This is a genomic window from Variovorax sp. Varisp46 (assembly GCF_059491885.1).
This window is the reverse complement of sequence record NZ_CP168515.1, coordinates 2,527,563-2,553,573: the sequence shown is the minus strand read 5'-3', so window position 1 is coordinate 2,553,573 and position 26,011 is coordinate 2,527,563. Positions and strand designations below refer to the sequence as shown.

Genomic DNA, 26,011 nt, shown 5'->3' with positions numbered 1-26,011 from the left:
AAAAGCCTTTTTTCACACGAACACCCTGAAGAAAAAATCGGAGCTCACTCCAAATGTCTATCGTAGAAGTCAAAGTCCCCCAGCTTTCCGAATCCGTGGCCGAAGCCACCATGCTCACCTGGAAGAAGAAGGCCGGCGAAGCCGTCGCCGTCGATGAAATCCTGATCGAGATCGAGACCGACAAGGTCGTGCTGGAAGTGCCCGCGCCCTCGGCTGGCGTGCTGGCCGAAATCGTGCAGCCCGATGGCGCCACCGTGGTGGCCGATCAGCTGATCGCCAAGATCGACACCGATGGCAAGGCTTCGGCCGCCGCACCGGCGGCTGCGCCTGCCGCAGCTCCGGCTGCCGCCGCGCCTGCACCGGCAGCTGCTGCCGCCGCCACCGGCGGTTCGAAGGCCGACGTGGCCATGCCCGCCGCCGCCAAGCTGCTGGCCGACAACAACCTGAAGACCAGCGACGTGGCCGGCACCGGCAAGGACGGCCGTGTCACCAAGGGCGACGTGCTCGGCGCGGTCGCTTCGGGCGCCAAGCCCGCGGCCACCATTCCCGCACCGGCCGCCAAGCCCGCACTGCCGCAAGTCGCCGCGCCCACCAGCGCGCCCGACCTGGGCGAGCGCCCCGAGCAGCGCGTGCCGATGAGCCGCCTGCGCGCCCGTATCGCCGAGCGCTTGCTGCAGTCGCAATCGACCAACGCCATCCTGACGACCTTCAATGAAGTGAACATGGCGCCCGTCATGGAGCTGCGCAAGCGCTTCCAGGACAGCTTCACCAAGGAACACGGCGTGAAGCTCGGCTTCATGAGCTTCTTCGTGAAGGCCGCGGTGCATGCACTGAAGAAGTACCCGGTGATCAACGCCTCGGTCGACGGCAACGACATCCTGTACCACGGCTACTTCGACATCGGTATCGCCGTCGGTTCGCCGCGCGGCCTGGTGGTGCCGATCCTGCGCAATGCCGACCAGATGAGCTTTGCCGACATCGAGAAGAAGATCGCCGAGTTCGGCAAGAAGGCACAAGACGGCAAGCTGGGCATCGAAGACATGACCGGCGGCACGTTCTCCATCTCGAATGGCGGCACCTTCGGCTCGATGCTCTCGACCCCGATCATCAACCCGCCCCAGTCGGCCATCCTCGGCGTGCACGCCACCAAGGACCGCGCCGTCGTCGAGAACGGCCAGATCGTCGTTCGCCCGATGAACTACCTCGCCATGAGCTACGACCACCGCATCATCGACGGCCGTGAAGCCGTGCTGGGCCTGGTCGCCATGAAGGAAGCGCTGGAAGACCCATCGCGCCTGCTGTTCGACATCTGATCCGGGAGAAAGAACCAGATGGCAAACAAGCAATTCGACGTCGTCGTCATCGGCGGCGGCCCCGGCGGCTACATTGCGGCGATCCGCGCCGCGCAACTGGGCTTCAACGTTGCCTGCATCGACGAGTGGAAGAACGGCAAGGGCGGCCCCGCACCGGGCGGCACCTGCACCAACGTCGGCTGCATCCCCTCGAAGGCGCTGCTGCAATCGTCGGAGCACTTCGAGCAGGCCGGCCACCACTTCGCGGACCACGGCATCAAGGTCGAAGGCCTGGGCCTCGACATCGACAAGATGCTGGCCCGCAAGGACCAGGTCGTGAAGCAGAACAACGACGGCATCCTGTATCTGTTCAAGAAGAACAAGATCAGCTTCTTCCATGGCCGCGGCTCGTTCGTGAAGACCGATGCAGCCGGCTACGAGATCAAGGTGGCGGGCGCCGCCGAAGAGTCGATCAGCGGCAAGCACATCATCGTGGCCACGGGCTCCAATGCCCGCGCGCTGCCGGGCACGCCGTTCGACGAGGAGAACATCCTCTCGAACGACGGCGCGCTGCGCATCGGCGCTGTGCCGAAGAAGCTGGGCCTGATCGGTTCGGGTGTCATCGGCCTCGAGATGGGTTCGGTGTGGCGCCGCCTCGGCGCGGAAGTCACGGTGCTCGAAGCACTGCCGACGTTCCTGGGCGCTGTGGACGAGCAGATCGCCAAGGAAGCCAAGAAGGCCTTCGACAAGCAGAAGCTCAAGATCGAGCTCGGCGTGAAGGTCGGCGAGATCAAGTCGTCGAAGAAGGGCGTGAGCGTTGCCTGGACCAACGCCAAGGGCGAAGCCCAGACGCTGGAAGTCGACAAGCTGATCGTGTCGATCGGCCGCGTGCCCAACACCATCGGCCTGAATGCCGAAGCCGTGGGCCTGAAGCTCGACGAGCGCGGCGCCATCAACGTCGATGACGACTGCAAGACCAACCTGCCCAACGTCTGGGCCATCGGCGACGTGGTGCGCGGCCCGATGTTGGCGCACAAGGCCGAGGAAGAGGGCGTTGCCGTGGCGGAGCGCATCGCGGGCCAGCATGGCCACGTGAACTTCAACACGGTCCCGTGGGTGATCTACACCAGCCCCGAGATCGCATGGGTCGGCCAGACCGAGCAGCAGCTCAAGGCCGCGGGCCGTGCATACAAGGCCGGCACCTTCCCGTTCCTCGCGAACGGCCGCGCACGCGCGCTGGGCGACACGACCGGCATGGTCAAGTTCCTGGCCGACGCAGCGACCGACGAGATCCTGGGCGTGCACATCGTGGGTCCGCAAGCGAGCGAACTGATCTCCGAAGCCGTGGTGGCGATGGAGTTCAAGGCCAGCGCGGAAGACATCGCGCGCATCTGCCATGCGCACCCGTCGCTGTCGGAAGCCACGAAGGAAGCGGCACTTGCCGTGGACAAGCGCACGCTGAACTTCTGATCTCACCGATCTTTTGACCAGCGTCAAACAGGCCTACGAGGCGGAACTCGCTACGCGCGGGTTCAGGAGCGATCCCGCGCAGCTGCGCGCCGTGGAGGCGCTGGATCGCTGCGCCAACGAATGGGCCGCCTACAAGGCCCAGCGCTCGAATGCGCTGAAGAAGTTCATCAACCGGCCGGAGCTCCCGCGCGGCGTCTACATGTACGGTGGCGTCGGTCGGGGCAAGAGCTTCCTGATGGACCTGTTCTTCAATGCGGTGCCGCTGCGGCGCAAGACGCGCCTGCACTTTCACGAGTTCATGCGGGAAGTGCACCGAGAGCTGCGCGAGTTGCAGGGCACGGTGAACCCGCTCGACGAGCTGGGGCTGCGCATATCGAAGCGCTACAAGCTGATCTGCTTCGACGAGTTCCATGTGGCGGACATCACCGACGCGATGATTCTTCATCGGCTGCTGGTGTCGCTGTTCGAGAACGGCGTGGGCTTTGTCACCACCTCGAACTTCAAGCCCGACGATCTGTATCCCGGTGGCTTGCACCGTGACCGCATCCTGCCGGCCATTGCGCTCCTGAACGAGAAGCTAGAAGTGCTGAGCGTCGACAACGGCACCGACTACCGGCGCCGCACGCTCGAACAGCTGCGCATGTACCTCACGCCGAACGACGGTGCCGCCGAGAAGGAGATGCGCAAGGCCTTCGACAAGCTGGCCGAGACGGCTGACGAAAACCCGATCCTGCACATCGAGCAGCGCGAGATCCGCGCACTGCGCAAGGCCGGCGGCGTGGTCTGGTTCGATTTCAAGACGCTGTGCGGCGGTCCGCGCTCGCAGAACGACTACCTCGAGATCGCCAGCCAGTTCCACACTGTGCTGTTGTCCGACGTGCCGCACATGCCGGTGCGCATGGCCTCGGAAGCGCGCCGTTTCACCTGGCTGGTCGACGTCTTGTACGACCGGCGCTGCAAGCTCATCATGTCGGCTGAGGTTCCGCCCGAGGCGTTGTACACGGAAGGGCCGCTGTCGCACGAGTTTCCGCGCACGGTTTCCCGGCTCACCGAAATGCAATCGAGCGAGTTTCTCGCCCTCGAACGCCGCATCGTCGACACCCGACTCACATGAAAAAAATCGCTCTTGCCCTGCTGATGGCGTTGGCCAGCCTTCCGCTGTGGGCACAGTCCAATGCCGCTACGGGCAGTGCCGACCTCGAGGCCGAGAAGCGCCGACTCTCCAGCGAGCGCGAGGTCATCGAGAAGCGTTTTGTCGAAGAGCGGGCCGCCTGCTACAAGAAGTTCGCGGTGGAAGACTGCCTGCGCGAGAGCCGGAGCCGGCGTCGCAAGGAAACCGACAATATCAAGCGGCAGGAAACAGCGATCAACGACATCCAGCGCCAGCGCAGCGGCGCGGCCGAGCTGCAAAAGCTTGACCAGAAGGCCGGCACCCAGCGCCCGCAGGACACCCGCGAGAAGCAGGAGGAGTCGATCCAGGGCCAGAGGGACCGCGAGCAGCGCGCGGCCGACCATGCGGCCAGCCGCGCCGCCACGGCCGCCGATGCTGCCGAGCGCGAACGCCAGTTTCGGTCCAAGCAGCAGGCCCATTCCGACGAGCAGGCCAAGGCCGCCCAGCGGCAGGCCGAGGCGCCTGCCGCCGTCAAGCGTTTCGAAGACAAACAGAAGCGGGCCGAAGAGCACAGGGCCAGCCGCGAGCGGCAGAACGCCAATCGCAGCAAGCCGCGCGCGGCGCCGCTGCCGCCGCCGCCGGCCGCACCCTGAGCGGGGCAAGAAGGCAGGGGCGCCGCTCAGGCGGTTGTCGCCGGCAGCGGATCGAACTTCAGGACGACAATCGAGATGTTGTCGCCCGTGCCCCGGGCTCGGCGGCGCGCTTCACCCACCAGGATTTCGACCGCATCGCGCGGCGGCTGCGCGTACAGCACGCTCGCCAGCTCTTCGGGGCTGAAGTAATGCCACAGTCCGTCGCTGCAGGCCATCAGCAGGTCGCCCGGTTCCATCTTCGGAATGTAGTAGGGGTCGATGGGCGGCGGCGTGGTCGTCATGCCCAGGCAGCCGAGCAGGATATTGCCTTGCGGATGGACGTTGGCCTGGGCCTCGGTGATCTGGCCGCGGTCGATCAGCACCTGCACGTACGAATGGTCGCGCGTGCGCTTGACGAGCTGCCCGTCATGGAAGTGATAGATGCGCGAGTCGCCGGCATGGATCCAGGCACAGTCGCCCTTGGGGGTCATGAGGAAGGCCGCGAGCGTGCTGTGCGGCTCCTGTTCGCTGGAAACGGCGGTGAGCTTGATGACCGTGTGCGAGTCTTCGAGGATCTGCTTCAGCACGGCTTCGGGGTCGTCGCGGCTGGGCTGGTAGCGGGCGAAGAGCTGGCGTGCCGTCATCAGCACCTGATCGGAGGCCTTGCGCCCGCCGCTGCGCCCGCCCATGCCGTCGGCCACGATGCCCAGCACGCAGCCAGGCACGCGCGGATGGCTCATCATCAGCACCTGGTCTTGTTGGTACGGGCGGTCTCCCTTGTGGAGTCCGGTGGCCGCGGCGAGTCGAAAGCCTTGGGTCATGAGGCATATGCGCCGAAGCGCGTGTTTCTGTCTTCTCGGAGATTCGTGTCAGGACGTATTATCGAATGAACATGCGCCGCGAAAACCTCGCAGCCGCTCCCCACCGTTGGACTCCAATCTTCACTCCCTTTCCCGCCAGCTGATCGAATTGCGCATCGAGCATGCCGATCTCGACGCCACCATCGACCGGCTGGCCGAGGGCTCGCCGCAAGACGAGCTGTTGCTGCGGCGCCTGAAAAAGCGCCGCCTCGCACTGCGCGACCAGATCGCGCGCCTCGAAAACGACCTCGACCCGAAAGAGCCGGCGTGACGGGGGCGCTCGAAGACCAGGTGCGCGACGCCTTCGCGCAGGACGGCGCGCTGTCGCGTGCCGCCGAGCAGTTCCGCGAGCGCGCGGGTCAGACCGAGATGGCGATAGCCGTGGCCCGCACCATCGACCAGGGCGGCGTGCTGGTGGTCGAAGCGGGCACCGGGGTGGGCAAGACTTTTTCGTATCTCGTGCCGGCCCTGCTGAGCGGCGAACGCGTACTGCTCTCGACCGCCACCAAGACGCTGCAGGACCAGTTGTTCGGCCGCGACCTGCCGCGTCTTGTCGAAGCCTTCGGGCTGCCAGTGCGCACCGCGCTGCTCAAGGGGCGCGGCAGCTATCTTTGCCTGCACCGGCTCGATCTGGCGCGCCACGATGCCTCATTGCCTGAACGCGGCAGCTTGCGCACGCTTGCCAAGATCGAGCAGTGGTCGAAGGCCACGCGCACCGGCGACCTGGCCGAGCTGCCGGGGCTGGACGAGCGCTCGCCGCTGATCCCGCTGATCACCTCCACGCGAGAGAACTGCCTGGGCGCGCAATGCCCGCAGTTCAAGCCCTGCCATGTCAACCTGGCACGGCGCGAGGCGCTGGCGGCCGACATCGTGGTCATCAACCACCATCTGTTCTTTGCCGACCTCGCGGTGCGCGAGACCGGCATGGCGGAGCTTCTGCCGACCGTGAGCGTGGTGGTGTTCGACGAAGCGCACCAGCTCAACGAAACCGGCGTGCAGTTTCTCGGTGCGCAGCTCGGCAGCGGGCAGGCGCTCGACTTTGCGCGTGACATGCTGGGTGCCGGCCTGCAGCATGCGCGCGGCCTGGTCGACTGGCAGCAACTGGTCGCGGCAGTCGAGCGCGCCGCGCGCGAACTGCGGCTCGTGGTCGGCAAGCAATGGCCCGGCGCCAAGCTGCGCTGGCTGGGTGCCTCGCCCGAGGGTGTCGATCCCGATGCGTGGCAGCAAGCGCTGGACGACCTGCTGCAAGCGTTCGAGCTGTCGGCCGAGGGGCTCGCCACCGTCAGCGAAATCTCGCCTGACTTCGTGCGGCTGCACGAGCGGGCCCGCCAACTCGCGAAGCGCATCGCGCGCTTCGCCCTGCCATGCGAGATCGATTCGGTGCGCTGGGTCGATGTGGGCTCGCAGCTGCGGCTCATCGAATCGCCGCTGGACATCGCCGACGCCATGCGCAAGCGGGTGCTCAAGATCGCCGAGGCAGGCTCCGATGCGGCCGATGGCGACGACGAGGATCTCGACGGCTATGGCGAGCGGCCGGCGCGCGAGACGGCGGCGCAGCAAGATGGCGGCCGCGCCTGGGTCTTCACCTCCGCAACGCTGGGCGACGAGCCCACGCTGCGCTGGTTCACCGAGCCCTGCGGCCTGCAGGACGCGGAAGTGCTGCGCGTGCAAAGCCCGTTCGACTATGCCTCGCAGGCTGCGCTCTATGTGCCGCGTGCGTTTCCCAAGCCCAACGATCCGTCGCACAGCCAGCGCGTCGCGCAACTGGCCGCGCGCGGCGCGACCGAGCTGGGCGGCCGAACGCTGGTGCTGACGACCACGCTTCGCGCACTGCGCACCATCGGCGACGAGATGAGGCAGCAGTTCGAACTGCTCGACGCGCAAGCGCGCCCCGAGGTGCTGGTGCAGGGCGAGCTGCCCAAGCGCGTGCTGATGGATCGCTTCCGCGAAGGCGCGAGCGCCGGGCGCGCAGGCTGCGTGCTGGTGGCGTCGGCCTCGTTCTGGGAAGGCTTCGACGCACCGGGCGATGTGTTGCAACTGGTGGTGATCGACAAGCTGCCGTTCCCGCCGCCGAACGATCCGCTGGTCGAGGCGCGCTCACAGCGTCTTGAAGTGCAGGGCCGCAGTTCGTTTGCCGACTATTCGCTGCCCGAGGCGGCCGTGGCGCTCAAGCAGGGGGCGGGCCGATTGATTCGGCGCGAAACCGACAGCGGCGTACTGGCGATCTGCGATACGCGGCTGGTGGCCATGGGCTACGGCCGCCGGTTGCTGGCGGCGCTGCCACCGATGCGGCGGCTCGAAAACGAATCGGATTTCGAGGCCGCGCTGGACGCACTCAAGACTTAGTTAGGGGCTACCAGAGCTTCCACCAGGGATCGTCCTTGCCCTTGAAGCCGTTCGCGAGGTAGGTGCTCTTCGGATAGTTGGTGGTCAGCACGCGTTGGGTGTCGTCGCGCAGGTCCTTCATGCCGAGGGCGTCGTACGACTTCACCATGATGTACAGGGCTTCTTCGAGCGCCGGTACTTCGCGGTAGTCGGACAGCGCGACCTGGGCGCGGTTGATGGCCGCCAGGTAGGCGCCGCGCGAATAGTAGTAGCGCGCCACGTGAACTTCGTACTGCGCGAGCGAGTTCACGATGTAGTTCATGCGCTGGCGCGCGTCAGGGGTGTAGCGCGACTCGGGGAAGCGCGTGACGAGGTCCTTGAACGACTCGAAAGATTCCTTGGCGGCCTTCTGGTCGCGCTCGGACAGGTCCTGGCGCGTCATGAACGCGAACATGCCAAGGTCGTCGTTGAAGTTGATCACGCCCTTGAGGTAGAGCGCATAGTCGATGGCGGGGCTCGCCGGATGCAGCTTCATGAAGCGGTCGACAGTGGCGATGGCGTTCGCCTTTTCGCCCGACTTGTACTGGGCGTAGGCCTTTTCGAGCTGCGCCTGCTGCGCGAGCGGCGTGCCGGCGGCGCGGCCTTCGAGCTTCTCGTACAGCGGCACGGCCTTGTCGTAGGCGCCCGATCCGGCCTCGTCCTTGGCTTCCGAATAGATACGGTTGGGGCTCCAGTTGGCGGTCTTGTCGACGGAGGTCGACGAGCAGCCAGCAGCCAGCACAGCCGCGGCGCTGAGCGCGATCCAGGCGGGGACCGATAATTTGGCGCGAAACATCACATACGGCTTTCGTGAAACAGTTGCCCTCAATTATATCGACCGACCCTTTGGGCAATACCCCCGAGGCACTGGAGGTGCCCGAGTTCGAGGAGGGGGCCGATCCGATCGAACCCAGCGAGCAGCGGCCCTTCGTCATCGACCCGGCCCAGCACGGCCAGCGGCTCGACCGCGCGCTCGCCGCGCTGGTGCCCGAGTTTTCCCGCAGTTACCTGCAGCAGTTGATCGAGGCTGGCGCTGTCGAGCTGCAGGGCCGCACGCTGACCAAGGTCTCGGCCACCGTCAAGGCGGGACAGGCCGGCCGCATCGAGCTTCGTCCCACGCCCCAGAGCCAGGCCTTCCGGCCCGAGCCGATGGACATCGTCACCGTGCACGAGGACGAACACCTGCGCATCGTCGACAAGCCCGCCGGCCTGGTCGTGCACCCGGCGCCGGGACACTGGAGCGGCACGCTGCTCAATGGCCTGCTGGCGCTGGACCCGAAGGCTGTGCTGCTGCCGCGCGCCGGCATCGTGCACCGGCTCGACCGCGACACCAGCGGCCTGATGGTGGTGGCGCGCACCCGGGCCGCCATGGATGCGATGGTGGCGCTGATCGCTGCGCGCGAGGTCAAGCGGCAGTACCTGGCCATCGGCCACAAGCCGTGGGAGGGTGCCGCGGGCCGGCAGGTCGACGCCCCCATCGGGCGCGATCCGCGCAACCGGCTGCGCATGGCCGTGGTCGATCTCGAGCGGCATGCGGGCAAGACGGCGCGCACGCTGATCGAGCGGCTCGACAGCAACGCCGAAGGCTGCGCCGTGCGCTGCACCCTCGAAACGGGGCGCACCCACCAGATCCGCGTGCACATGGCGTCGATCGGCCATCCGCTGGTGGGCGATGCGCTCTACGGCGGGGCGCCGGCTGCCGGGCTGTCGCGGCAGGCGCTGCATGCATTCAGGCTGGCCTTCGTGCATCCCGTCACACAAGCGGCGCTGGAGTTCCGCTCGCCGCCGCCCGCCGACCTCGTCCAGGCTTTGCGGGCCTGGGGGCTGGATTACAATCGCGCCTGACGGCCCGAGAGCCGCGCCGGTCACCCGAGGCCGGCCTTGCGTTGCATTTGCCGCGTGCCTGCAGCGCCTACTCCTTTCATCCTTCTGAACTAGCGCCCCGAGGCGCCTTTTCCCGGATAACGCGAACCATGAATACGGCGGATGCCAAGCGCATTCTCGAAACCGCCTTGATCTGTTCGAGCCAGCCGTTGCCGGTGCGCGATATGCGCGTGCTGTTCGACGACGAGCTGGGCGTGGACACCATCAAGGTGCTGTTGCTCGAATTGCAGGAAGACTGGGCGCAGCGCGGCCTGGAGCTGGTGAGCGTCGGCAGCGGCTGGCGTTTCCAGAGCCGGCCCGAGATGCGCGACCACCTCGATCGCCTGCACCCCGAGAAGCCGCCGCGCTACACCCGCGCCGCACTCGAGACGCTGGCCATCATTGCCTACCGGCAGCCGGCCACGCGCGGCGACATGGAAGACATTCGTGGCGTGACGATCAACTCGCTGATCCTCAAGCAGCTGGAAGACCGCGGCTGGGTCGAGGTCATCGGCCATCGCGAAACGGTCGGCCGTCCGGCGCTGTATGCAACCACGCGCCAGTTCCTCGACGACCTGGGCCTGGCCTCGTTAGACCAGTTGCCACTGATCGAAACGCCCGCGCAGCAGGCAGCGCTGGTCGATGCCCTCGAGCAGGCGTCCGGCGAGCAGCAGGGGTTGCCCATCGATGCCGCGCCCGAGATCGAAGCGCTGGCAGAGGGCGATGCGGATGCATCGGGGATGGCAGAGCTGGAGTCTTCCGCCGCCGAAGCCGCCGAGGCGCAGTTTGCCGAGAACGCCGCAGGCACCGAATCTCCCATCGAGCCCGAACCCGAGCTCGCGCCGGAACCCGAATCCATACCCGAGCCCGAGTCCGCTCAGGCACCGTCGCCAGAACCCGATGCCCCGTCCCAGGACGAGGTCGACCCCCACGCTCCCTCTCCCGGAAAAACCTCATGAGCACAACCGACACCGAAGACGCGGCGATGCTGCCGGCCGAGCCCGAAGTCAAAAAGAAGAAAAGGGCGGCCCCGTCCAGGAAGGCCGCGGGTGATGCTATTGAATCGGTAGCGCCGGAGGCAGCTGCGCAGGAAATCGCTGCACCGGTGGAGGCCGAGGCGCCCAAGAAACCGAGAGCGCCCCGCAAGAAGAAGCCGGTCGAGCCGTCCATGGCGGATGAAGCGGTGGCTTTGCCTGTTGCACAGCCCCCCGAGGCGATCGCGCCGGCGGTCGTTGCCGCCGAGGAAGCTCCGGTTGTCGCCGTCGCCGCTGAAGAGGCCCGCAATCCCGCACCGGTCGAAGCCGATCGCAACAGCAGCGATGACGGCGAAGAAGAGCGGGGCGAAGACGAAGAAGAGCCCGACGAGGAAGAAGACGACCTCGACCGCGCCCGCCGCGCCGCAGAGCGCGAACAGCGCAACGCGCCGCCGCCCGAGCCGATCCGTTTCTCGGACGTCATCTCCGGCCAGTTCGACGCCGACGAAGAAAGCCCCGAAGTCCCGCCGCTCAAGCGCGTGCTTCTGCCCGAGGCGGATTCGCCCAAGCTGCACAAGGTGTTGGCGCAGGCCGGCCTGGGCTCGCGGCTCGAAATGGAGCAGCTGATTCTTCAGGGCCGCATTTCCGTCAACAACGAGCCGGCCCACATCGGCCAGCGCATCCAGTACGGCGATCAGGTCAAGATCAACGGCAAGCCGATCCGCTACCGCATCGCGCCTCCGCCGCCGCGCGTGATCGCATACCACAAGCCCGTGGGCGAGGTGGTCACGCACGACGATCCGCAGAACCGCCCGACCGTGTTCCGCAAGCTGCCGCGCCTGCAGCAGGGCAAGTGGCAGTCGGTCGGGCGCCTCGACCTGAACACCGAAGGGCTGCTGCTGTTCAGCAGCTCTGGCGACCTGGCCAACCAACTGATGCACCCGCGCTTCGGCCTGGAGCGCGAGTACGCGGTCCGTGTGCTGGGCGCGCTCACCAGCGAAGAAAAGCAGAAGCTGCTCGACGGGGTGCGCCTCGACGACGGCATGGCGCAATTCGGCACCATCGAGGACGGCGGCGGCGAAGGCTCGAACTGCTGGTATCGCGTGACCATTTCCGAAGGCCGCAATCGCGAGGTGCGCCGCCTGTTCGAGTCGGTGGGCCACGCGGTCAGCCGGCTGATCCGCATCCGCTACGGCGCCATGGTGCTGCCGCGCGGCCTGAAGCGCGGCGCCTGGATGGAACTCGACGAGCGTGATATCCGCGCGCTGTTCCAGGCTTCCGGCGGCGCGGTTGCCCGGCCCGGCCCGCAGCAGCGTGGCCCGGGGCAGGAGGGTGGTGGCGGCAATGGCCGAAGCGGGCGCAACAAGAAGCGCCGCGGCAATCGCAATGGTGGTGGCGGCCAGCAGCCGCGCGACATGCGCGATGCTCGCGACGAAGGCAGCCGGGAAGCGCCGATCCCGAATCCGCTGGGCGATGGTCGTCCGCCGCGCGGTGACCGGGGTGGCCGTCCCAATCGTGGCGGTGGCAACGGCGGTCCGCCCCAGGGGCAGGGACGCCGCGGCAACAGCGGCAACCGCCAGGGTGGCGGCAATCGCCAGCAGGGCGACGACCGTCAACCCAGCGGCGCCAACCAGCCCGATCCAATGAAGACCTCGCTGGGCTACATCGGCGCCGACAGCTTCTCGCGCCAGCGCAAGGAGCAGCGCGCAGGCCCGCGTCGTGGTGGCGGCGGCGGTGGCGGCTTCGGCGGCCAGGGCGGCCAAGGTGGCGGCCGCCGCCGCGGGCGCTGAAAGCCAGCCGTCGGTACGCGGCCTTTCGCGGGGTTTTCACCAATCCGAAAGGCTGCGCCGGTTAAAATCAGAGGCTTTGTCGACATGTGATGCAACAAGCGCGTCGCAGTTGTGACAAAACACTTCAAAATCAAAGCTCCAGGAAGCATTTCAATGGCTATCGAACGTACCCTTTCCATCATCAAGCCCGATGCAGTTGCCAAGAACGTCATCGGCAAGATCGTTTCCCGTTTTGAAGCTGCCGGCCTCAAGGTCGTCGCCGCCAAGCTGGTGCACCTGTCGCGCAACGAAGCCGAACAGTTCTACGCCGTGCACAAGGAACGTCCCTTCTTCAAGGACCTGGTCGAGTTCATGATCTCGGGCCCCGTGTTCGTGCAAGTGCTCGAAGGCGACAACGCCATCGCCAAGAACCGCGACCTGATGGGCGCCACCGACCCGAAGAAGGCCGCTGCCGGTACCATCCGCGCCGATTTCGCCGACAGCATCGATGCCAACGCCGTGCACGGTTCGGACGCTGCCGAAACCGCAGCGAACGAAGTCGCTTTCTTCTTCGCCGGCCTCAACGTCTACGCACGCTGAAGCTGTCTGCCGATCGATTCCATGACCACGGCCAATCTGCTCGAATTCGATCTCGAGGGGTTGGCTGCGTTCTGCGAAAAACTCGGCGAGAAGAAATTCCGCGCCACGCAGCTGTTCCGCTGGATCCACCAGCGTGGCGCCAGCGACTTCGCCCAGATGACCGATCTGGCGAAGTCGCTGCGCGAGAAGCTCGCGACCACGGCGCGCGTGGAGGCCTTGCAGGTCATCACGCAGCACGAATCCAAGGACGGCACGATCAAGTGGCTGTTCGACGTCGGTGACGGCAATGCCGTCGAAGCCGTATTCATTCCAGAGGACGACCGCGGCACCCTGTGCGTGTCGTCCCAAGCCGGCTGTGCGGTCGGATGCCGCTTTTGCTCGACAGGGCATCAGGGCTTCAGCCGCAACCTGAGCACGGGCGAAATCGTCGCCCAGCTCTGGTTTGCCGAACACTTCCTGCGCAAGCACCTGAAGCGCGACGAACGCGTCATCTCCAACGTGGTGATGATGGGCATGGGCGAGCCGCTGCAGAACTACTCGGCGCTCGTGCCCGCGCTGCGCACCATGCTCGACGACAACGCCTACGGGCTGTCGCGCCGTCGCGTGACGGTGTCGACCTCCGGCGTGGTGCCCATGATCGACCGCCTCGGCGCCGATTGCCCGGTGGCCATGGCCGTCTCGCTGCATGCGCCCAACGATGCGTTGCGCGACGACCTCGTGCCGCTCAACCGCAAGTACCCGATCGCCGAACTGATCGAGGCCTGCAAGCGCTACCTGGCGCATGCACCGCGCGACTTCATCACCTTCGAGTACTGCATGCTCGACGGAGTGAACGATCAGCCCGAGCATGCGCGGCAGCTCATCGAGCTGGTGCGTACGCACGGCATCTCGTGCAAGTTCAACCTGATCCCGTTCAACCCCTTTCCGGCGTCGGGCCTGCTGCGCTCCCCGCAGCCACGCGTACTGGCATTCGCCAGGACGCTGAGCGAAGCCGGCCTCGTGACCACCGTGCGCAAGACGCGCGGCGACGACATCGACGCCGCCTGCGGCCAGCTCGCTGGCGACGTCAAGGACCGCACCCGTGCGGCCGAGCGCATGGCGCAGCGCCGCGCGGCGGAGCGCCCGATTGTTTTGCATCCGGTCCGCAAGACCACCCCCCAGGAGCACTGAACCGATGAGCATGGCCATTCCGATGACGACCGCGAGCGTGCAGCGGATGCTGACTGTGGGTTTCGCGGGCGTTGCCATGGCGTTGCTGCTTGGGGGCTGCGTGAACACGCGCACCACCACCACCAGCCTGGCCGACACCAGCTCAGGCAAGGGCGCCGAGATCGTCACCGAGTCCGACGAAACCAGCCGGCAGCGCCGTGCGCGCCTGCGCATGGAACTGGCCTCCGGCTATTTCGAGCATGGCCAGACCACCGTCGCGCTCGACGAGATCAAGCAGGCGCTGGCCGCCGATCCCAACAACGCCGACGCCTACAACCTGCGCGGCCTAGTCTACATGCGGCTCGACGACGCCGCGCTGGCCGAAGACAGCTTCCGCCGCGCCATCGCCATCAATCCGCGCGACCCCAACGCGCGGCACAACTACGGCTGGCTGCTGTGCCAGCAGAACCGCTATGGCGATGCGGCTGCGCAGTTCACCGAAGCCCTGGCCGTGCCGAGCTATGCGGACCGCGCCAAGACGCTCATGACGCAGGGCGTGTGCGAACTCAAGGCCGGCCAGCGGGTCCAGGCGGAGCGCAGCCTCATGCAGGCCTACGAGATCGACGCCGGCAATCCGGTGGTCGGCTTCAATCTGGCTTCATTGCTGGCGCAGCGCGAAGAATGGTCGCGCGCGCAGTTCTACATTCGCCGCGTCAACAACAGCCCCTCGGCCAGCGCCGAGACGCTCTGGCTCGGCATCAGGGTCGAACGAAAGCTGAACAACCGCGAGGCAGTCGCGCAGTTGGGAGGTCAACTGCAACGACGCTTCCCCCAGTCGCGGGAGGCAACAGCGTACGAGCGCGGGAATTTCAATGACTGATCGGGTTTCGGAGTTCGGCACTTTCGCAGCACAGCCGCTGGAAGAAGGCGACATCACGCACAAGACAGCCGGCGACCTGCTGCGCGAGGCGCGCGAGGCCCACGGCCTGCACATCGAGATGGTGGCTGCCGCGCTGAAGGTGCCGCCGCAGAAGCTCATGGCGCTTGAAGCGGACGATATCGCCTCGCTGCCCGATCCGGTCTTCGCTCGCGCCCTGGCGAGCAGCGTCTGCCGCGCGTTGCGCATCGATCCCGCGCCCGTGCTCGCGAAGCTGCCCAGCACGCAAAAGGTGTCGCTGGCCGAGGCCGATCGCACGCTGCGAGGGAACATCGCCTCCAACACGCCTCGCTGGAACAACAACGGCCGTTCCAGTGGGCTGCCTTCGCGTGCGCTGCTGATCGCGGTGGGGCTCCTGCTGGTGGCCGCGGGTGCGCTGTTCTGGTTGCCGCAGTCGGTGTTCGACCAGATCGGGGCTTCCGTGTCGCGGCTGACGGCCCGAGGCGAATCCAGTGAGGGTTCGGCGCCTGCCGGCGGACCAGTGTCGTCCAGCGGGACCGGCGCTGTCGCGGAAAACGTGCCCGTGCAGGCCGTGGCGCCGAGCGGTCCGGTGGGCGAGGCTCCCGCGGCCGCCGGCCCTGGCGCGCCTGCTGCCGCCGCGGCACCGGCCGCTGCAGCGCCCGCTGCCCCTGCCGTGCCCGCGACGGCTGCCGCCAGCGCCCAGCAGCTTGTCTTCGTGGCACGGGAAGAGTGCTGGGTCACCGTGACCGAAGCCGGGGGCAAGCAGCTGCTGCGCCGCAGCCTGAAGGCTGGCGAAACGGTGGGTTTGTCGGGCACGCTGCCGCTGTCCGTCGTGGTCGGGCGCGCGTCGAGCGTCGACGTGCAGGTGCGCGGCCAGCCATACGACCTGAAGCCCGTCACCAAGGGTGGTGGCGTGGCACGCTTCGAGGTGAAACCATGACCGGCGATTGCCTCCCGCTTCCCATCGAGTCGGCCGCGCCAAAAGCGCGCCGCTCGCGCCAGGCCAGCGTGGTCTGGGGGCCGCGCGTGGTCACGGTGGGCGGCGACGCCCCGGTGCGCGTGCAGTCCATGACCAACACCGACACCGTCGATGCCATCGGCACCGCGATCCAGGTGAAGGAGCTGGCCATTGCCGGCTCCGAGATGGTCCGCATCACGGTCAACACGCCCGAGGCCGCCGCGCAGGTGCCCTACATCCGCGAGCAGCTCGACCGCATGGGCATCGACGTGCCGCTGATCGGCGACTTCCACTACAACGGCCACCGCCTGCTGACCGACTATCCGGCCTGCGCCGAGGCGCTGAGCAAATACCGCATCAACCCCGGCAACGTGGGCAAGGGCGACAAGAAGGACAGGCAGTTCGGCCAGATGATCGACGCGGCCATGCGCTGGAACAAGCCTGTGCGCATCGGCGTCAACTGGGGCAGCCTCGACCAGGAACTGCTCGCCAGCCTGATGGACACCAACAGCCAGCGCGCCGAGCCCTGGGATGCCAAGCAGGTGATGTACGAGGCGCTGATCACTTCGGCCGTCGAGTCCGCCAGGCTGGCCGAGTCGATGGGCATGAGCGGCAACCAGGTCATCCTGTCGTGCAAGGTGAGCGGCGTGCAGGACCTGATCTCGGTCTACCGCGAACTGGCCAGGCGCTGCGACTATCCGCTGCACCTGGGCCTCACCGAGGCCGGCATGGGCACCAAGGGCACGGTGGCCTCGGCCACGGCGTTGTCGATCCTGCTGCAGGAGGGCATTGGTGACACGATTCGCGTGTCGCTCACGCCGCAGCCGGGCGAGTCGCGCACGCAAGAGGTGCTGATTGCCAACGAGATCCTGCAAGCCCTGGGCCTGCGCGTGTTCGTGCCGAGCGTCACAGCCTGCCCGGGCTGCGGCCGCACCACCAGCACCACGTTCCAGGAGCTGGCCAAGCAGATCGACGACTACCTGCGCCTGCAGATGCCGGTCTGGCGCAAGAAATATCCGGGCGTCGAGACGCTGAAGGTGGCCGTCATGGGCTGCATCGTCAACGGCCCCGGCGAGAGCAAGCACGCCGACATCGGCATCAGCCTGCCTGGCACCGGCGAGGCGCCTGCCGCGCCGGTCTTCATCGACGGCGAAAAGGCACTCACGCTGCGCGGCGACAATATCGCCAACGAGTTTCACCAACTCGTCGAAACCTACATCGAAAAGCGCTTCGGCGGCGAGCACGCTGCCCTGGCCTGACACCTCCGCAGACTCATGGCTGAAAAATTGAATGCCGTCAAAGGCATGAACGATATATTGCCGCCCGAATCGGCGCGCTGGGAATGGCTCGAGGCCACCGTGCGCGACCTGATGGGGCGCTATGCGTACCGCAACGTCCGCACGCCGATCCTCGAGCACACGGCGCTGTTCGTGCGCGGCATCGGCGAGGTGACGGACATCGTCGAGAAGGAGATGTACTCCTTCCACGACCGCTCGGACAAGTATGGCGACAACGACCACCTGACGCTGCGGCCCGAGAACACCGCCGGCATCGTGCGGGCCGCGATCGAGCACAACATGCTCTATGACGGCGGCAAGCGCCTGTGGGCCATCGGGCCGATGTTCCGGCGCGAGAAGCCGCAGCGCGGGCGTTTCCGGCAGTTCCATCAGATCGACGTCGAGGCGCTGGGCTTTGCCGGTCCCGACATCGACGCTGAATTGATCCTGCTCGCAAGTGCGCTCTGGAAGGCGATCGGCCTGACCGACGTGCGTCTGGAGCTCAACAGCCTTGGCCAGCCGGCAGAGCGGGCGCAGCACCGCGCCCAGCTCATCGCGCACTTCGAGGCACATGCCGACAAGCTCGACGAAGACGGCAAGCGCCGCCTGCACAGCAACCCGCTGCGCATCCTCGACACCAAGAATCCGGCGATGAAGGATGTGGTCGAGTCGGCGCCGAGACTGATGGATTTCCTCGGTGCCGAATCGCTGGCGCACTTCGAGGGATTGAAGGCCATCCTCGACGCCAACGGCGTCGCCTACACCATCAACCCGCGCCTCGTGCGCGGCCTCGATTACTACAACCTCAGCGTGTTCGAGTTCGTGACTGACCGGCTCGGCTCGCAGGGCACGGTGTGTGCCGGCGGCCGCTATGACGGCCTGTTCGAGCAACTCGGAGGCAAGCCGGCGCCTGCAGTGGGATGGGCAATCGGCGTGGAGCGCGTGCTCGACCTCATGAAGGAGCAGGGCACTCAGATCCCGGTACGGGCCCCCGATGTCTATGCCGTCGTGCCCGATGCCTCTGCCATGCCGGTGGCGCTGCGTACGCTGCAGCAGTTGCGTGACGCCGGCGTGCGTGTGCAGATGCACGCCGCCACGGCGGATGGCCTCGGCAGCTTCAAGTCGCAGTTCAAGCGGGCCGACAACAGCGGCGCCACCTACGCCCTGATCTTCGGCGCCGATGAACTTGCACGCTACGAAGTGACTCTCAAGGCGCTGCGCGACGGAAGCGGTGCGCAGACCTCCCGGCCGCTTGCCGAAGTGGCCACCTGGGCCGCCACCCTACAATCGCCGGCTCCCAACACCTGACAGCGCATGGCAACCCATCTCGACCTCGAAGAACAGGAACAGCTCGACCAGCTCAAGCATTTCTGGAACACCTACGGCACCCTGATCACGTGGGCCGTGCTGCTCGTCGCAGGCGCCTTCGTGGCCTGGAACGGCTGGCAATGGTATGGACGCAACAAGGCGGCGCAAGCCTCGTCGCTCTACGACGAAATCGAGAAGACCGCGCAGGCCGGCGATCCGGCACGCATCGCGCTCGTGCTCGACGACATGAAGAAGCGCTTCTCGGGCACTACCTACGCGCAGCAGGCCGGCCTGCTGGTCGCCAAGACGCTGTACGAAAAGGGCAATGCCGCGGGCTCGCGCGCGGAACTCGAATGGGTTGCGCAGAACGCCGTCGATCCGGGCTACAAGGCTATTGCCAGGCTGCGGCTGGCGGCCGAACTGCTCGACAGCAAGTCCTACGACGATGCGATCAAGCAGCTCGACAGCAGCGTACCCAAGGAATTCGAACCGCTGGTGGCCGACCGCAAGGGCGACATCTACCTGGCCCAGGGCAAGCGCGCCGAGGCGCAGGCCGAATACCGCAAGGCCTGGACCGGCCTTGGTGCCACCTCCGACTACCGCCGCCTGGTCGAAATCAAGCTCAACGCGGTCGGTGTCGACCCGAAGAGCCTGGCGCCAGTCGTCACCGTCACACCCGCAGTCCCCAAAACTCCCTGACCGCATATGAATTTCAAGCGTTTCATGCCTGAATCGACCGCCCTGCGCGCGGGATCAGCTCTTGTTTTGGTGGCGCTCCTCGCCGCCTGTTCGGGCAGCAGCAAGCCGAAGCCGGCAGAACTTCCCGCCAATCCGGCCCTGATGGGCGTGCGCCAGGCCTGGACGGTGCGCATCCCCGAGGTCAAGTTCCCTCTCACTACCGACATCAGCGGCGACACCGTCACCGTGGCCGGCAGCGATGGCACGGTGGTTGCCATCGACGCTCGCGCCGGCCGTGAAACCTGGCGCGCGAGCGCCGGCGCACCGCTGGCAGCCGGTGTAGGCAGCGACGGGTCGATGGCCGCAGTCGTGACCACCGGCAACGAACTGGTCGCCATCGAGAACGGCAAGGTCCTGTGGAAGCAGAAACTCTCGGCCCAGGCCTTCACAGCACCGCTCGTGGCGGGACGCCGCGTGTTCGTGCAGACCGCCGACCGCAGCATCAGCGCCTGGGACGGGCAGAGCGGCCGCCGCCTCTGGATCCAGCAGCGCACGGGTGAAAACCTCGTGCTGCGCAAGTCGGGCGTGCTGATCGCCGTGGGCGACACGCTGGTCGCAGGCATCGGCGGCCGTCTGGTGGGCATCAACCCCGCCAATGGCACTTCGCGCTGGGAATCGCCCATTGCGGCACCGCGCGGCACCAACGACGTGGAGCGCCTGGTCGATCTGACCGGCAGCGTGAGCCGCTTCGGCGACACCATCTGCGCCCGCGCGTACTACGCCAGCGTCGGCTGCGTCGAGACCGTGCGCGGCTCGCTGGTCTGGAGCAAGCCCGCCTCGGGCGCCGACGGCGTCAGCGGCGACAGCGGTTTTGTCTACGGTACCGAGTCCGACGGCAGCGTCGTCGCGTGGCGCCGTGCCGACGGCGAGCGCGCCTGGCAGATGAGCCGCTTGAAGAACCGCAACCTCACCGCGCCGCTGGCCGTGGGCCGCTCGCTGATCATCGGCGAAGACACCGGCACGCTGCACTTCGTGTCGCGTGAAGATGGCGCGTTGCTCAATCGTGTCACGCCCGATGGCTCGGCCATCACCGTCACGCCGGTGCTGGCCGGCAACACGGTCGTGGTCGTGACTGCCAAGGGTGGCGTGTTTGGTTATCGCCCTGAATAACTCTTTCCTTTTCCTTTTCTCTTTCCAAGGCCCGACCATGAAAACCGCGCCATCGAAAGGCCGGCCATGAAGCCGGTCGTGGCCCTGGTCGGGCGGCCCAACGTTGGCAAGTCGACCCTCTTCAACCGCCTGACCCAGACGCGCGACGCCATCGTCGCCGACTTCGCCGGCCTCACGCGCGACCGCCACTACGGCAATGGCCGCCTGGGCAAGCACGAGTTCATCGTCATCGACACCGGTGGCTTCGAACCCGACGCGGGCAGCGGCATCTACAAGGAAATGGCCAAGCAGACGCGGCAGGCCGTGGCCGAGGCCGACGTGGTGATCTTCGTCGTCGACGCCCGCGAGGGCCTGTCGGCGCAAGACCACGACATCGCCAACGAACTGCGCCGCCTCGGCAAGCCGTGCGTGCTGGCGGCCAACAAGGCCGAGGGCATGCACGACGGCACCAAGCTGGTCGATTTCTACGAACTCGGCTTCGGCGACGTGCATGGCGTATCTGCTGCGCACGGGCAGGGCATGCGCGACCTCGTCGAACTCGCCCTGGAACCGCTGAACCTGCCCGATCCCGACGACGAGGCGGACGAGGACGAGGTCAACAAGCCGATCAAGCTGGCCGTGGCCGGACGGCCCAACGTGGGCAAGTCCACGCTGATCAACACCTGGCTCGGCGAAGAGCGCCTCGTGGCCTTCGACATGCCGGGCACCACGCGCGATGCGATCTCCGTGCCCTTCGAGCGCAACGGCCAGCGCTTCGAACTGATCGACACGGCCGGCCTGCGCCGCAAGGGCAGGGTGTTCGAGGCGATCGAGAAGTTCTCGGTGGTCAAGACGCTGCAGGCCATCGAATCGGCCAACGTGGTGCTGCTGCTGCTCGACGCCACGCAGGGCGTGACCGACCAGGACGCGCACATCGCCGGCTACATCCTCGAAAGCGGCCGTGCGGTGGTGATCGCGATCAACAAGTGGGACGCCGTCGACAGCTACCAGCGCGAGCAGATCCAGCGGCAGATCGAGACCAGGCTGCCGTTCCTGAAGTTCGCGGCGCTGCATTTCATCTCGGCCATCAAGCGCCAGGGCCTGGGCCCGGTGTGGCAGGCGATCGCGCAGGCCCACAAGTCGGCCACGCGCAAGATGTCGACGCCGGTGCTGACCCGCCTGCTGCTGGAGGCGGTGCAGTTCCAGGCGCCCAAGCGCGGGGGCATGTACCGGCCCAAGCTGCGCTATGCGCACCAGGGGGGCATGAACCCGCCGGTGATCGTGATCCATGGCAATTCGCTGGAGCACGTGACCGACGCCTACAAGCGCTTCCTCGAAGGACGCTTCCGCAAGGAGTTCGACCTTGTGGGTACCCCCTTGCGCATCGAGTTCAAGAGCTCGCACAATCCATTTGCCGACAAGGACGACTGAGGGGCTTGGCTGCCGATGGCGGCCGATGAACCGCGAGCCGAGTGGAAGTTCCGTCTTTTGAGAGCCGTTATTTTCTCAAGGCTTTTGACCCCGATTGCTGCGGCGCAGAAACCCTGTGTTAAGGTCATCTCTCCAACAACTACTCTTGAACACGGAGAATATCGTGAGCAATAAAGGGCAACTTCTGCAAGACCCGTTTCTGAACACCCTGCGTCGTGAGCACGTGCCGGTTTCCATTTATTTGGTGAATGGCATCAAGCTGCAGGGCCAGATCGAGTCTTTTGACCAGTACGTCGTGTTGCTTCGCAATACGGTGACGCAAATGGTCTACAAGCACGCCATTTCCACCATCGTGCCGGGTCGTGCCGTCAACTTCTCGGCTACCGAGAACGAAGACGCCGCAGCCTGATCGCGCGGAGCGCGGCGGCCCCTGCTGCCGCGCTTTTTCCCAATTTCTGATCCCGCTTGTCTGAACTGATCCCCCGCCAGGAAGGCGCCGCCGTTCTCGTCGGCGTCGATTTCGGGCTGCCCCATTTCGACAGCGAACTCGAGGAACTCGGCCTGCTCGCGCAGACCGCGGGCCTGACGCCCGTCGCCCGCCTTGCGTGCAAGCGCAAGGCACCCGACGCGGCCCTGTTCGTTGGCAGCGGCAAGGCCGAAGAAATCAAGGAGCTGGCTGCCCTGTACAGGGCGAGCGAGGTCATCTTCGACCAGGCCCTGAGCCCCGCGCAGCAGCGCAACCTCGAGCGCCAGCTCGACATCGCGGTCTACGACCGAACCTTTCTCATCCTCGAGATCTTCGCCCAGCGCGCGCGTTCGCACGAGGGCAAGCTGCAGGTCGAGCTGGCTCGCCTGCAGTACCTCAGCACGCGGCTGGTCCGCCGATGGTCCCACCTGGAGCGCCAGACCGGCGGTGCAGGCGTGCGCGGCGGCCCGGGTGAAAAGCAGATCGAGCTCGATCGCCGGATGATCGGCGAGTCGATCAAGCGCACGCGCGAGCGTCTCGCCAAGGTGCAGAAGCAGCGCGGCACCCAGCGCCGGCAGCGCGAGCGCCGCGACACCTTCAACATCTCGCTGGTGGGCTACACCAACGCGGGCAAGTCGTCGCTGTTCAATGCGCTGGTCAAGGCCCGCGCCTATGCGGCCGACCAGTTGTTCGCCACGCTCGACACCACCACGCGCAATCTCTACCTGGGCGATGCCCGGCGGCAGGTGTCGATCTCCGACACCGTGGGTTTCATCCGCGACCTGCCGCACGGGCTGGTCGATGCCTTCAAAGCCACGCTGCAGGAGGCGGTCGATGCCGACCTGCTGCTGCATGTGGTCGATGCCTCCAACCCCCACTACCCCGAGCAGATGGCCGAGGTGCAGGCGGTGCTGCGCGAGATCGGTGCCGACACCGTGCCGCAGCTGTTGGTGTTCAACAAGCTCGACGCTCTTGAAAGCGCGCAGCATCCGCTGCATCTGCAGGACGAGATGGAAATCGACGGCGTGCAGGTCCCCCGCATCTTCCTCAGCGCCAAGAGCGGTGAGGGCGTGCCGTTGCTGCGCGCCGAACTCGCCCGGCAGTCGGGTTCCGTAGCCGATACGATGACCCCTGAGGCAGACGCTGAATTGCACGATGCAACCGATTGATTGGGCACAATCCCGCCACTGACAAGAGAACGAAGCGAATGAATTCAAAGCCAGCGCGGAGAGGGTTTCTGGGCATGTTCAACCTGAACGACGGCCGATGGGGTCGCGGCGACGAGCCGTCTTCCAACGGCAGCCGTCCCCCCGACGCCAATCCCCCGGGCGCACCGACCCCACCGCCTTCGAGCAATGGCGGCAACAACGGCAACAACGACAACCGCCCTCGCGGACAGGGCCCCAACCAAGGTCCTCCCGACCTCGATGAACTCTGGCGCGACCTCAATCGCAAGCTCGGTGGCTTCTTCGGTGGCAAGGGCGGCAGCAACCGCCCCAACGGCGGCAATGGTGGCGGCAACGGCTACAGGCCCGACATGAAGAATGCAGGATTCGGCCTCGGTCTCGTGGCGGCAGTGGTGGTCCTGATCTGGCTCGGCACCGGCTTCTTCATCGTGAACGAGGGCCAGCAGGCCGTCATCACACAGTTCGGCCGCTACAAGAGCACCGTGGGCGCCGGCTTCAACTGGCGCCTGCCGTACCCGATCCAGCGCCACGAGGTGGTGGTGACCACGCAGATCCGTTCCGCCGACGTCGGCCGCGACGCCATCGTGCGCTCCACCGGGCTGCGCGAGTCGGCCATGCTGACCGAAGACGAGAACATCGTCGAGATCAAGTTCGCCGTGCAGTACCGCCTGAGCGATCCGCGTGCCTGGCTCTACGAAAGCAAGTCGCCCGCCGACACCGTCGTGCAGGTGGCCGAGACCTCGGTGCGCGAGGTGGTCGGCAAGATGAAGATGGACGCCGCGCTGGCCGAAGAGCGCGATCAGATCGCACCGCGCGTGCGCGCGCTGATGCAGACCATTCTCGACCGCTACAAGATCGGCGTCGAAGTCGTCGGCATCAACCTGCAGCAGGGCGGTGTGCGTCCGCCCGAGCAGGTGCAGGCCGCGTTCGACGACGTGCTCAAGGCTGGCCAGGAGCGCGAGCGCACCAAGAACGATGCGCAGGCCTATGCCAACAACGTGGTGCCGCTCGCCACCGGTACGGCTTCGCGCCTGAAGGAAGAGTCCGAGGCCTACAAGGCGCGGATCGTGGCGCAGGCCCAGGGTGATGCCGGCCGCTTCAGTGCGGTGCTGGCCGAATACCAGAAGGCCCCGCAGGTGACGCGCGACCGCATGTACACCGACGCCATGCAGCAGATCTACGCCAGCACGACGAAGGTGCTGGTCGACAGCAAGCAGGGCTCCAACCTGCTGTACCTGCCGCTCGACAAGCTCATGCAGCTGAGCGGCAACAATGCGGCGGCCACGCCGGTCGACGCGGCCAGCCCGAGCGTTGCCGGCACTGCACCGGCCCAGTCCTCGGTGATTCCGGTGGCCCCTGCGACGAACGACGTGCGTGCCCGCGATGGCCGCTCGCGTGACCGCGACGTGCGTTGAAAAAGGCCCGAAAGAATATGAACAGAATTGGATTCATCGCCACCTCGATCCTCGTGCTGCTGGTGTTGGCAAGCTCGACCCTTTTCGTGGTCGACCAGCGGCAGTTCGGCGTGGTCTATGCGCTTGGCCAGATCAAGCAGGTCATCACGGAGCCCGGCCTCAACTTCAAGCTGCCGCCGCCGTTCCAGAACGTGTCGTACATCGACAAGCGCCTGCTGACGCTGTCGAGCGTGGACACCGAACCGATGCTCACTGCCGAGAAGCAGCGTGTGGTGATCGACTGGTATGTGCGTTGGCGCATCAGCGACCCGCAAGCCTACATCCGCAATGTCGGCCTCGACGAGAACGCCGGCGCCATGCAGCTCAACCGCGTGGTGCGAAATGCGTTCCAGGAAAACATCAACAAGCGCACCGTGCGCGACCTGATCTCGGTGCGCCGCGAGGCCCTGATGGCCGACGTGCAGCGCGAAGTGCTGTCGGTGGTGAAGGGCGCCAAGCCCTGGGGCGTGGACGTGGTCGACGTGCGCATCACGCGTGTCGACTACGTGGAAGCCATCACCGAATCGGTCTACCGCCGCATGGAAGCCGAGCGCAAGCGCGTGGCCAACGAGCTGCGTTCGACCGGCACGGCCGAAGGCGAGAAGATCCGCGCCGACGCTGACCGCCAGCGCGAAGTGATCGTGGCGAACGCCTACCGCGACGCGCAGAAGATCAAGGGCGAGGGTGATGCCCAGGCCGCTTCCACGTACAGCGAGGCCTTTGGCCGCGACCCGCAGTTCGCTCAGTTCTACCGAAGCCTCGAAGCCTACAAACAGAGCTTCAACAAGAAGAGCGACGTGATGGTGCTCGATCCATCCTCGGACTTCTTCCGCGCCATGCAAGGTTCGGGTTCGAACACCAACGCTTCCCGTCGTTGATTCGCAGCCGTCCCCAGGAGCCGTGAGCGCCGACACTTTCTGGAGCGCGCTGGCGCTCGTCCTGGTGATCGAAGGCATCCTGCCTTTCGTCTCGCCGGGAGGGTGGCGGCGCGGCTTCGGCCAGCTCATGCAGCTGCGTGACGGCCAGCTTCGTTTCTTCGGACTTTGCAGCATCCTGCTGGGTTTGCTACTGCTCTGGATCTTGGGGTAGCGCGGTCCCGGTAGAATTCCGGTTTAACCACG

Annotated in this window: 25 protein-coding genes; 23 read left to right on the top strand and 2 right to left on the bottom strand. The window is 66.4% G+C overall.

The features are described 5' to 3' along the window. Positions 1-53 precede the first annotated feature (53 nt). Genes odhB through ACEN9N_RS12145 form a run of 4 tightly spaced genes read left to right on the top strand, consistent with a single transcriptional unit; the run spans position 54 to position 4,526 of the window. Positions 54-1,313: a 2-oxoglutarate dehydrogenase complex dihydrolipoyllysine-residue succinyltransferase gene (gene odhB, locus ACEN9N_RS12160; protein WP_007828240.1), complete on the top strand. Its 1,260-nt coding sequence runs from the start codon at positions 54-56 to the stop codon at positions 1,311-1,313. A gap of 18 nt (positions 1,314-1,331) precedes the next feature. Next, entirely contained in the window at positions 1,332-2,762 is a 1,431-nt protein-coding gene (gene lpdA / locus ACEN9N_RS12155; RefSeq protein ID WP_413314683.1) for a dihydrolipoyl dehydrogenase, read from the top strand. 13 nt (positions 2,763-2,775) lie between these two features. Further along, positions 2,776-3,876: a cell division protein ZapE gene (gene zapE, locus ACEN9N_RS12150; RefSeq protein ID WP_007828243.1), complete on the top strand. Its 1,101-nt coding sequence runs from the start codon at positions 2,776-2,778 to the stop codon at positions 3,874-3,876. Then, positions 3,873-4,526: a hypothetical protein gene (locus tag ACEN9N_RS12145; RefSeq protein ID WP_495656144.1), complete on the top strand. Its 654-nt coding sequence runs from the start codon at positions 3,873-3,875 to the stop codon at positions 4,524-4,526. Before zapE ends, ACEN9N_RS12145 begins: the two co-directional genes overlap by 4 nt. Positions 4,527-4,552: 26 nt before the next feature. Here the strand turns inward: ACEN9N_RS12145 and ACEN9N_RS12140 are convergent, their stop codons facing one another. Further along, on the bottom strand, positions 4,553-5,326 hold the full coding sequence (locus tag ACEN9N_RS12140; RefSeq protein ID WP_007828247.1) for a PP2C family protein-serine/threonine phosphatase: 774 nt from the start codon (positions 5,324-5,326) through the stop codon (positions 4,553-4,555). A gap of 106 nt (positions 5,327-5,432) precedes the next feature. Here ACEN9N_RS12140 and ACEN9N_RS12135 point away from each other — a divergent pair, with 106 nt between their 5' ends. Together ACEN9N_RS12135 and yoaA are read left to right on the top strand one after the other, a co-directional pair. Continuing rightward, positions 5,433-5,636: a YdcH family protein gene (locus ACEN9N_RS12135; RefSeq protein WP_007828249.1), complete on the top strand. Its 204-nt coding sequence runs from the start codon at positions 5,433-5,435 to the stop codon at positions 5,634-5,636. Beyond that, positions 5,633-7,711: a DNA repair helicase YoaA gene (yoaA, locus tag ACEN9N_RS12130; protein WP_495656143.1), complete on the top strand. Its 2,079-nt coding sequence runs from the start codon at positions 5,633-5,635 to the stop codon at positions 7,709-7,711. The genes ACEN9N_RS12135 and yoaA overlap by 4 nt, the downstream gene beginning before the upstream one ends. 7 nt (positions 7,712-7,718) lie before the next feature. On the opposite strand, the gene ACEN9N_RS12125 is transcribed toward yoaA, so the two are convergent. Further along, positions 7,719-8,525, bottom strand: a complete 807-nt coding sequence (locus ACEN9N_RS12125) for an outer membrane protein assembly factor BamD (RefSeq protein WP_007828252.1) — start codon at positions 8,523-8,525, stop codon at positions 7,719-7,721. A gap of 50 nt (positions 8,526-8,575) precedes the next feature. Here ACEN9N_RS12125 and ACEN9N_RS12120 point away from each other — a divergent pair, with 50 nt between their 5' ends. The 17 genes from ACEN9N_RS12120 to ACEN9N_RS12040 all read left to right on the top strand — a co-directional run bounded on the left by ACEN9N_RS12120 (position 8,576) and on the right by ACEN9N_RS12040 (position 25,979). Further along, positions 8,576-9,574, top strand: a complete 999-nt coding sequence (locus tag ACEN9N_RS12120) for an RluA family pseudouridine synthase (protein ID WP_413314687.1) — start codon at positions 8,576-8,578, stop codon at positions 9,572-9,574. 128 nt (positions 9,575-9,702) lie between these two features. Then, positions 9,703-10,551 carry an SMC-Scp complex subunit ScpB gene (gene scpB, locus ACEN9N_RS12115; RefSeq protein WP_495656142.1) on the top strand — a complete coding sequence of 283 codons (849 nt, stop codon included), beginning with the start codon at positions 9,703-9,705 and terminating at the stop codon, positions 10,549-10,551. Continuing rightward, a complete protein-coding gene (locus tag ACEN9N_RS12110; protein ID WP_495656141.1) occupies positions 10,548-12,356 on the top strand; it encodes a pseudouridine synthase in 1,809 nt (602 codons plus the stop codon). The genes scpB and ACEN9N_RS12110 overlap by 4 nt, the downstream gene beginning before the upstream one ends. Positions 12,357-12,509: 153 nt before the next feature. Further along, positions 12,510-12,935 (top strand): nucleoside-diphosphate kinase, encoded by a 426-nt coding sequence (ndk, locus tag ACEN9N_RS12105; protein WP_007828277.1) that lies wholly within the window; start codon positions 12,510-12,512, stop codon positions 12,933-12,935. 21 nt (positions 12,936-12,956) lie between these two features. Continuing rightward, positions 12,957-14,105, top strand: a complete 1,149-nt coding sequence (gene rlmN / locus ACEN9N_RS12100; RefSeq protein WP_007828279.1) for a dual-specificity RNA methyltransferase RlmN — start codon at positions 12,957-12,959, stop codon at positions 14,103-14,105. Positions 14,106-14,109: 4 nt separating this feature from the next. After that, positions 14,110-14,964, top strand: a complete 855-nt coding sequence (gene pilW / locus ACEN9N_RS12095) for a type IV pilus biogenesis/stability protein PilW (protein ID WP_413314691.1) — start codon at positions 14,110-14,112, stop codon at positions 14,962-14,964. Continuing rightward, a complete protein-coding gene (locus ACEN9N_RS12090; protein ID WP_495656140.1) occupies positions 14,957-15,922 on the top strand; it encodes a RodZ domain-containing protein in 966 nt (321 codons plus the stop codon). Before pilW ends, ACEN9N_RS12090 begins: the two co-directional genes overlap by 8 nt. After that, entirely contained in the window at positions 15,919-17,199 is a 1,281-nt protein-coding gene (gene ispG / locus ACEN9N_RS12085; RefSeq protein WP_495656139.1) for a flavodoxin-dependent (E)-4-hydroxy-3-methylbut-2-enyl-diphosphate synthase, read from the top strand. Before ACEN9N_RS12090 ends, ispG begins: the two co-directional genes overlap by 4 nt. 15 nt (positions 17,200-17,214) lie before the next feature. Further along, positions 17,215-18,525 (top strand): histidine--tRNA ligase, encoded by a 1,311-nt coding sequence (hisS, locus tag ACEN9N_RS12080; RefSeq protein ID WP_495656138.1) that lies wholly within the window; start codon positions 17,215-17,217, stop codon positions 18,523-18,525. Positions 18,526-18,531: 6 nt separating this feature from the next. Continuing rightward, entirely contained in the window at positions 18,532-19,224 is a 693-nt protein-coding gene (locus tag ACEN9N_RS12075; RefSeq protein WP_478180284.1) for a YfgM family protein, read from the top strand. A gap of 6 nt (positions 19,225-19,230) precedes the next feature. Further along, entirely contained in the window at positions 19,231-20,373 is a 1,143-nt protein-coding gene (bamB, locus tag ACEN9N_RS12070) for an outer membrane protein assembly factor BamB (protein WP_478180283.1), read from the top strand. 66 nt (positions 20,374-20,439) lie between these two features. Then, positions 20,440-21,783, top strand: coding sequence for a ribosome biogenesis GTPase Der (gene der / locus ACEN9N_RS12065; protein ID WP_007828291.1), 1,344 nt, complete (start codon positions 20,440-20,442; stop codon positions 21,781-21,783). 163 nt (positions 21,784-21,946) lie between these two features. After that, a complete protein-coding gene (gene hfq / locus ACEN9N_RS12060; RefSeq protein ID WP_007828293.1) occupies positions 21,947-22,192 on the top strand; it encodes an RNA chaperone Hfq in 246 nt (81 codons plus the stop codon). Positions 22,193-22,248: 56 nt separating this feature from the next. Then, the gene (gene hflX / locus ACEN9N_RS12055) at positions 22,249-23,418 is read left to right on the top strand and encodes a GTPase HflX (RefSeq protein WP_495656137.1); all 1,170 of its coding nucleotides are present in this window, start codon (positions 22,249-22,251) and stop codon (positions 23,416-23,418) included. Positions 23,419-23,492: 74 nt separating this feature from the next. Continuing rightward, on the top strand, positions 23,493-24,851 hold the full coding sequence (gene hflK / locus ACEN9N_RS12050) for an FtsH protease activity modulator HflK (protein ID WP_007828295.1): 1,359 nt from the start codon (positions 23,493-23,495) through the stop codon (positions 24,849-24,851). Positions 24,852-24,868: 17 nt separating this feature from the next. Further along, positions 24,869-25,768 carry a protease modulator HflC gene (gene hflC / locus ACEN9N_RS12045; protein ID WP_007828296.1) on the top strand — a complete coding sequence of 300 codons (900 nt, stop codon included), beginning with the start codon at positions 24,869-24,871 and terminating at the stop codon, positions 25,766-25,768. 22 nt (positions 25,769-25,790) lie between these two features. Beyond that, the gene (locus tag ACEN9N_RS12040) at positions 25,791-25,979 is read left to right on the top strand and encodes a DUF2065 domain-containing protein (RefSeq protein ID WP_042672606.1); all 189 of its coding nucleotides are present in this window, start codon (positions 25,791-25,793) and stop codon (positions 25,977-25,979) included. Positions 25,980-26,011 lie beyond the last annotated feature (32 nt).

Coding starts and splice junctions, on each gene's coding strand:
- rlmN (WP_007828279.1), top strand. CDS start 12,957: ATGACCACGGCCAATCTGCTCGAATTCGATCTCGAGGGGTTGGCTGCG.
- ACEN9N_RS12145 (WP_495656144.1), top strand. CDS start 3,873: ATGAAAAAAATCGCTCTTGCCCTGCTGATGGCGTTGGCCAGCCTTCCG.
- ACEN9N_RS12125 (WP_007828252.1), bottom strand. CDS start 8,525: ATGTTTCGCGCCAAATTATCGGTCCCCGCCTGGATCGCGCTCAGCGCC.
- ispG (WP_495656139.1), top strand. CDS start 15,919: ATGACCGGCGATTGCCTCCCGCTTCCCATCGAGTCGGCCGCGCCAAAA.
- scpB (WP_495656142.1), top strand. CDS start 9,703: ATGAATACGGCGGATGCCAAGCGCATTCTCGAAACCGCCTTGATCTGT.
- ACEN9N_RS12075 (WP_478180284.1), top strand. CDS start 18,532: ATGGCAACCCATCTCGACCTCGAAGAACAGGAACAGCTCGACCAGCTC.
- hflC (WP_007828296.1), top strand. CDS start 24,869: ATGAACAGAATTGGATTCATCGCCACCTCGATCCTCGTGCTGCTGGTG.
- ACEN9N_RS12090 (WP_495656140.1), top strand. CDS start 14,957: ATGACTGATCGGGTTTCGGAGTTCGGCACTTTCGCAGCACAGCCGCTG.
- pilW (WP_413314691.1), top strand. CDS start 14,110: ATGAGCATGGCCATTCCGATGACGACCGCGAGCGTGCAGCGGATGCTG.
- hisS (WP_495656138.1), top strand. CDS start 17,215: ATGGCTGAAAAATTGAATGCCGTCAAAGGCATGAACGATATATTGCCG.
- ACEN9N_RS12140 (WP_007828247.1), bottom strand. CDS start 5,326: ATGACCCAAGGCTTTCGACTCGCCGCGGCCACCGGACTCCACAAGGGA.
- odhB (WP_007828240.1), top strand. CDS start 54: ATGTCTATCGTAGAAGTCAAAGTCCCCCAGCTTTCCGAATCCGTGGCC.
- hflK (WP_007828295.1), top strand. CDS start 23,493: ATGTTCAACCTGAACGACGGCCGATGGGGTCGCGGCGACGAGCCGTCT.
- der (WP_007828291.1), top strand. CDS start 20,440: ATGAAGCCGGTCGTGGCCCTGGTCGGGCGGCCCAACGTTGGCAAGTCG.
- lpdA (WP_413314683.1), top strand. CDS start 1,332: ATGGCAAACAAGCAATTCGACGTCGTCGTCATCGGCGGCGGCCCCGGC.
- bamB (WP_478180283.1), top strand. CDS start 19,231: ATGAATTTCAAGCGTTTCATGCCTGAATCGACCGCCCTGCGCGCGGGA.
- ACEN9N_RS12110 (WP_495656141.1), top strand. CDS start 10,548: ATGAGCACAACCGACACCGAAGACGCGGCGATGCTGCCGGCCGAGCCC.
- ndk (WP_007828277.1), top strand. CDS start 12,510: ATGGCTATCGAACGTACCCTTTCCATCATCAAGCCCGATGCAGTTGCC.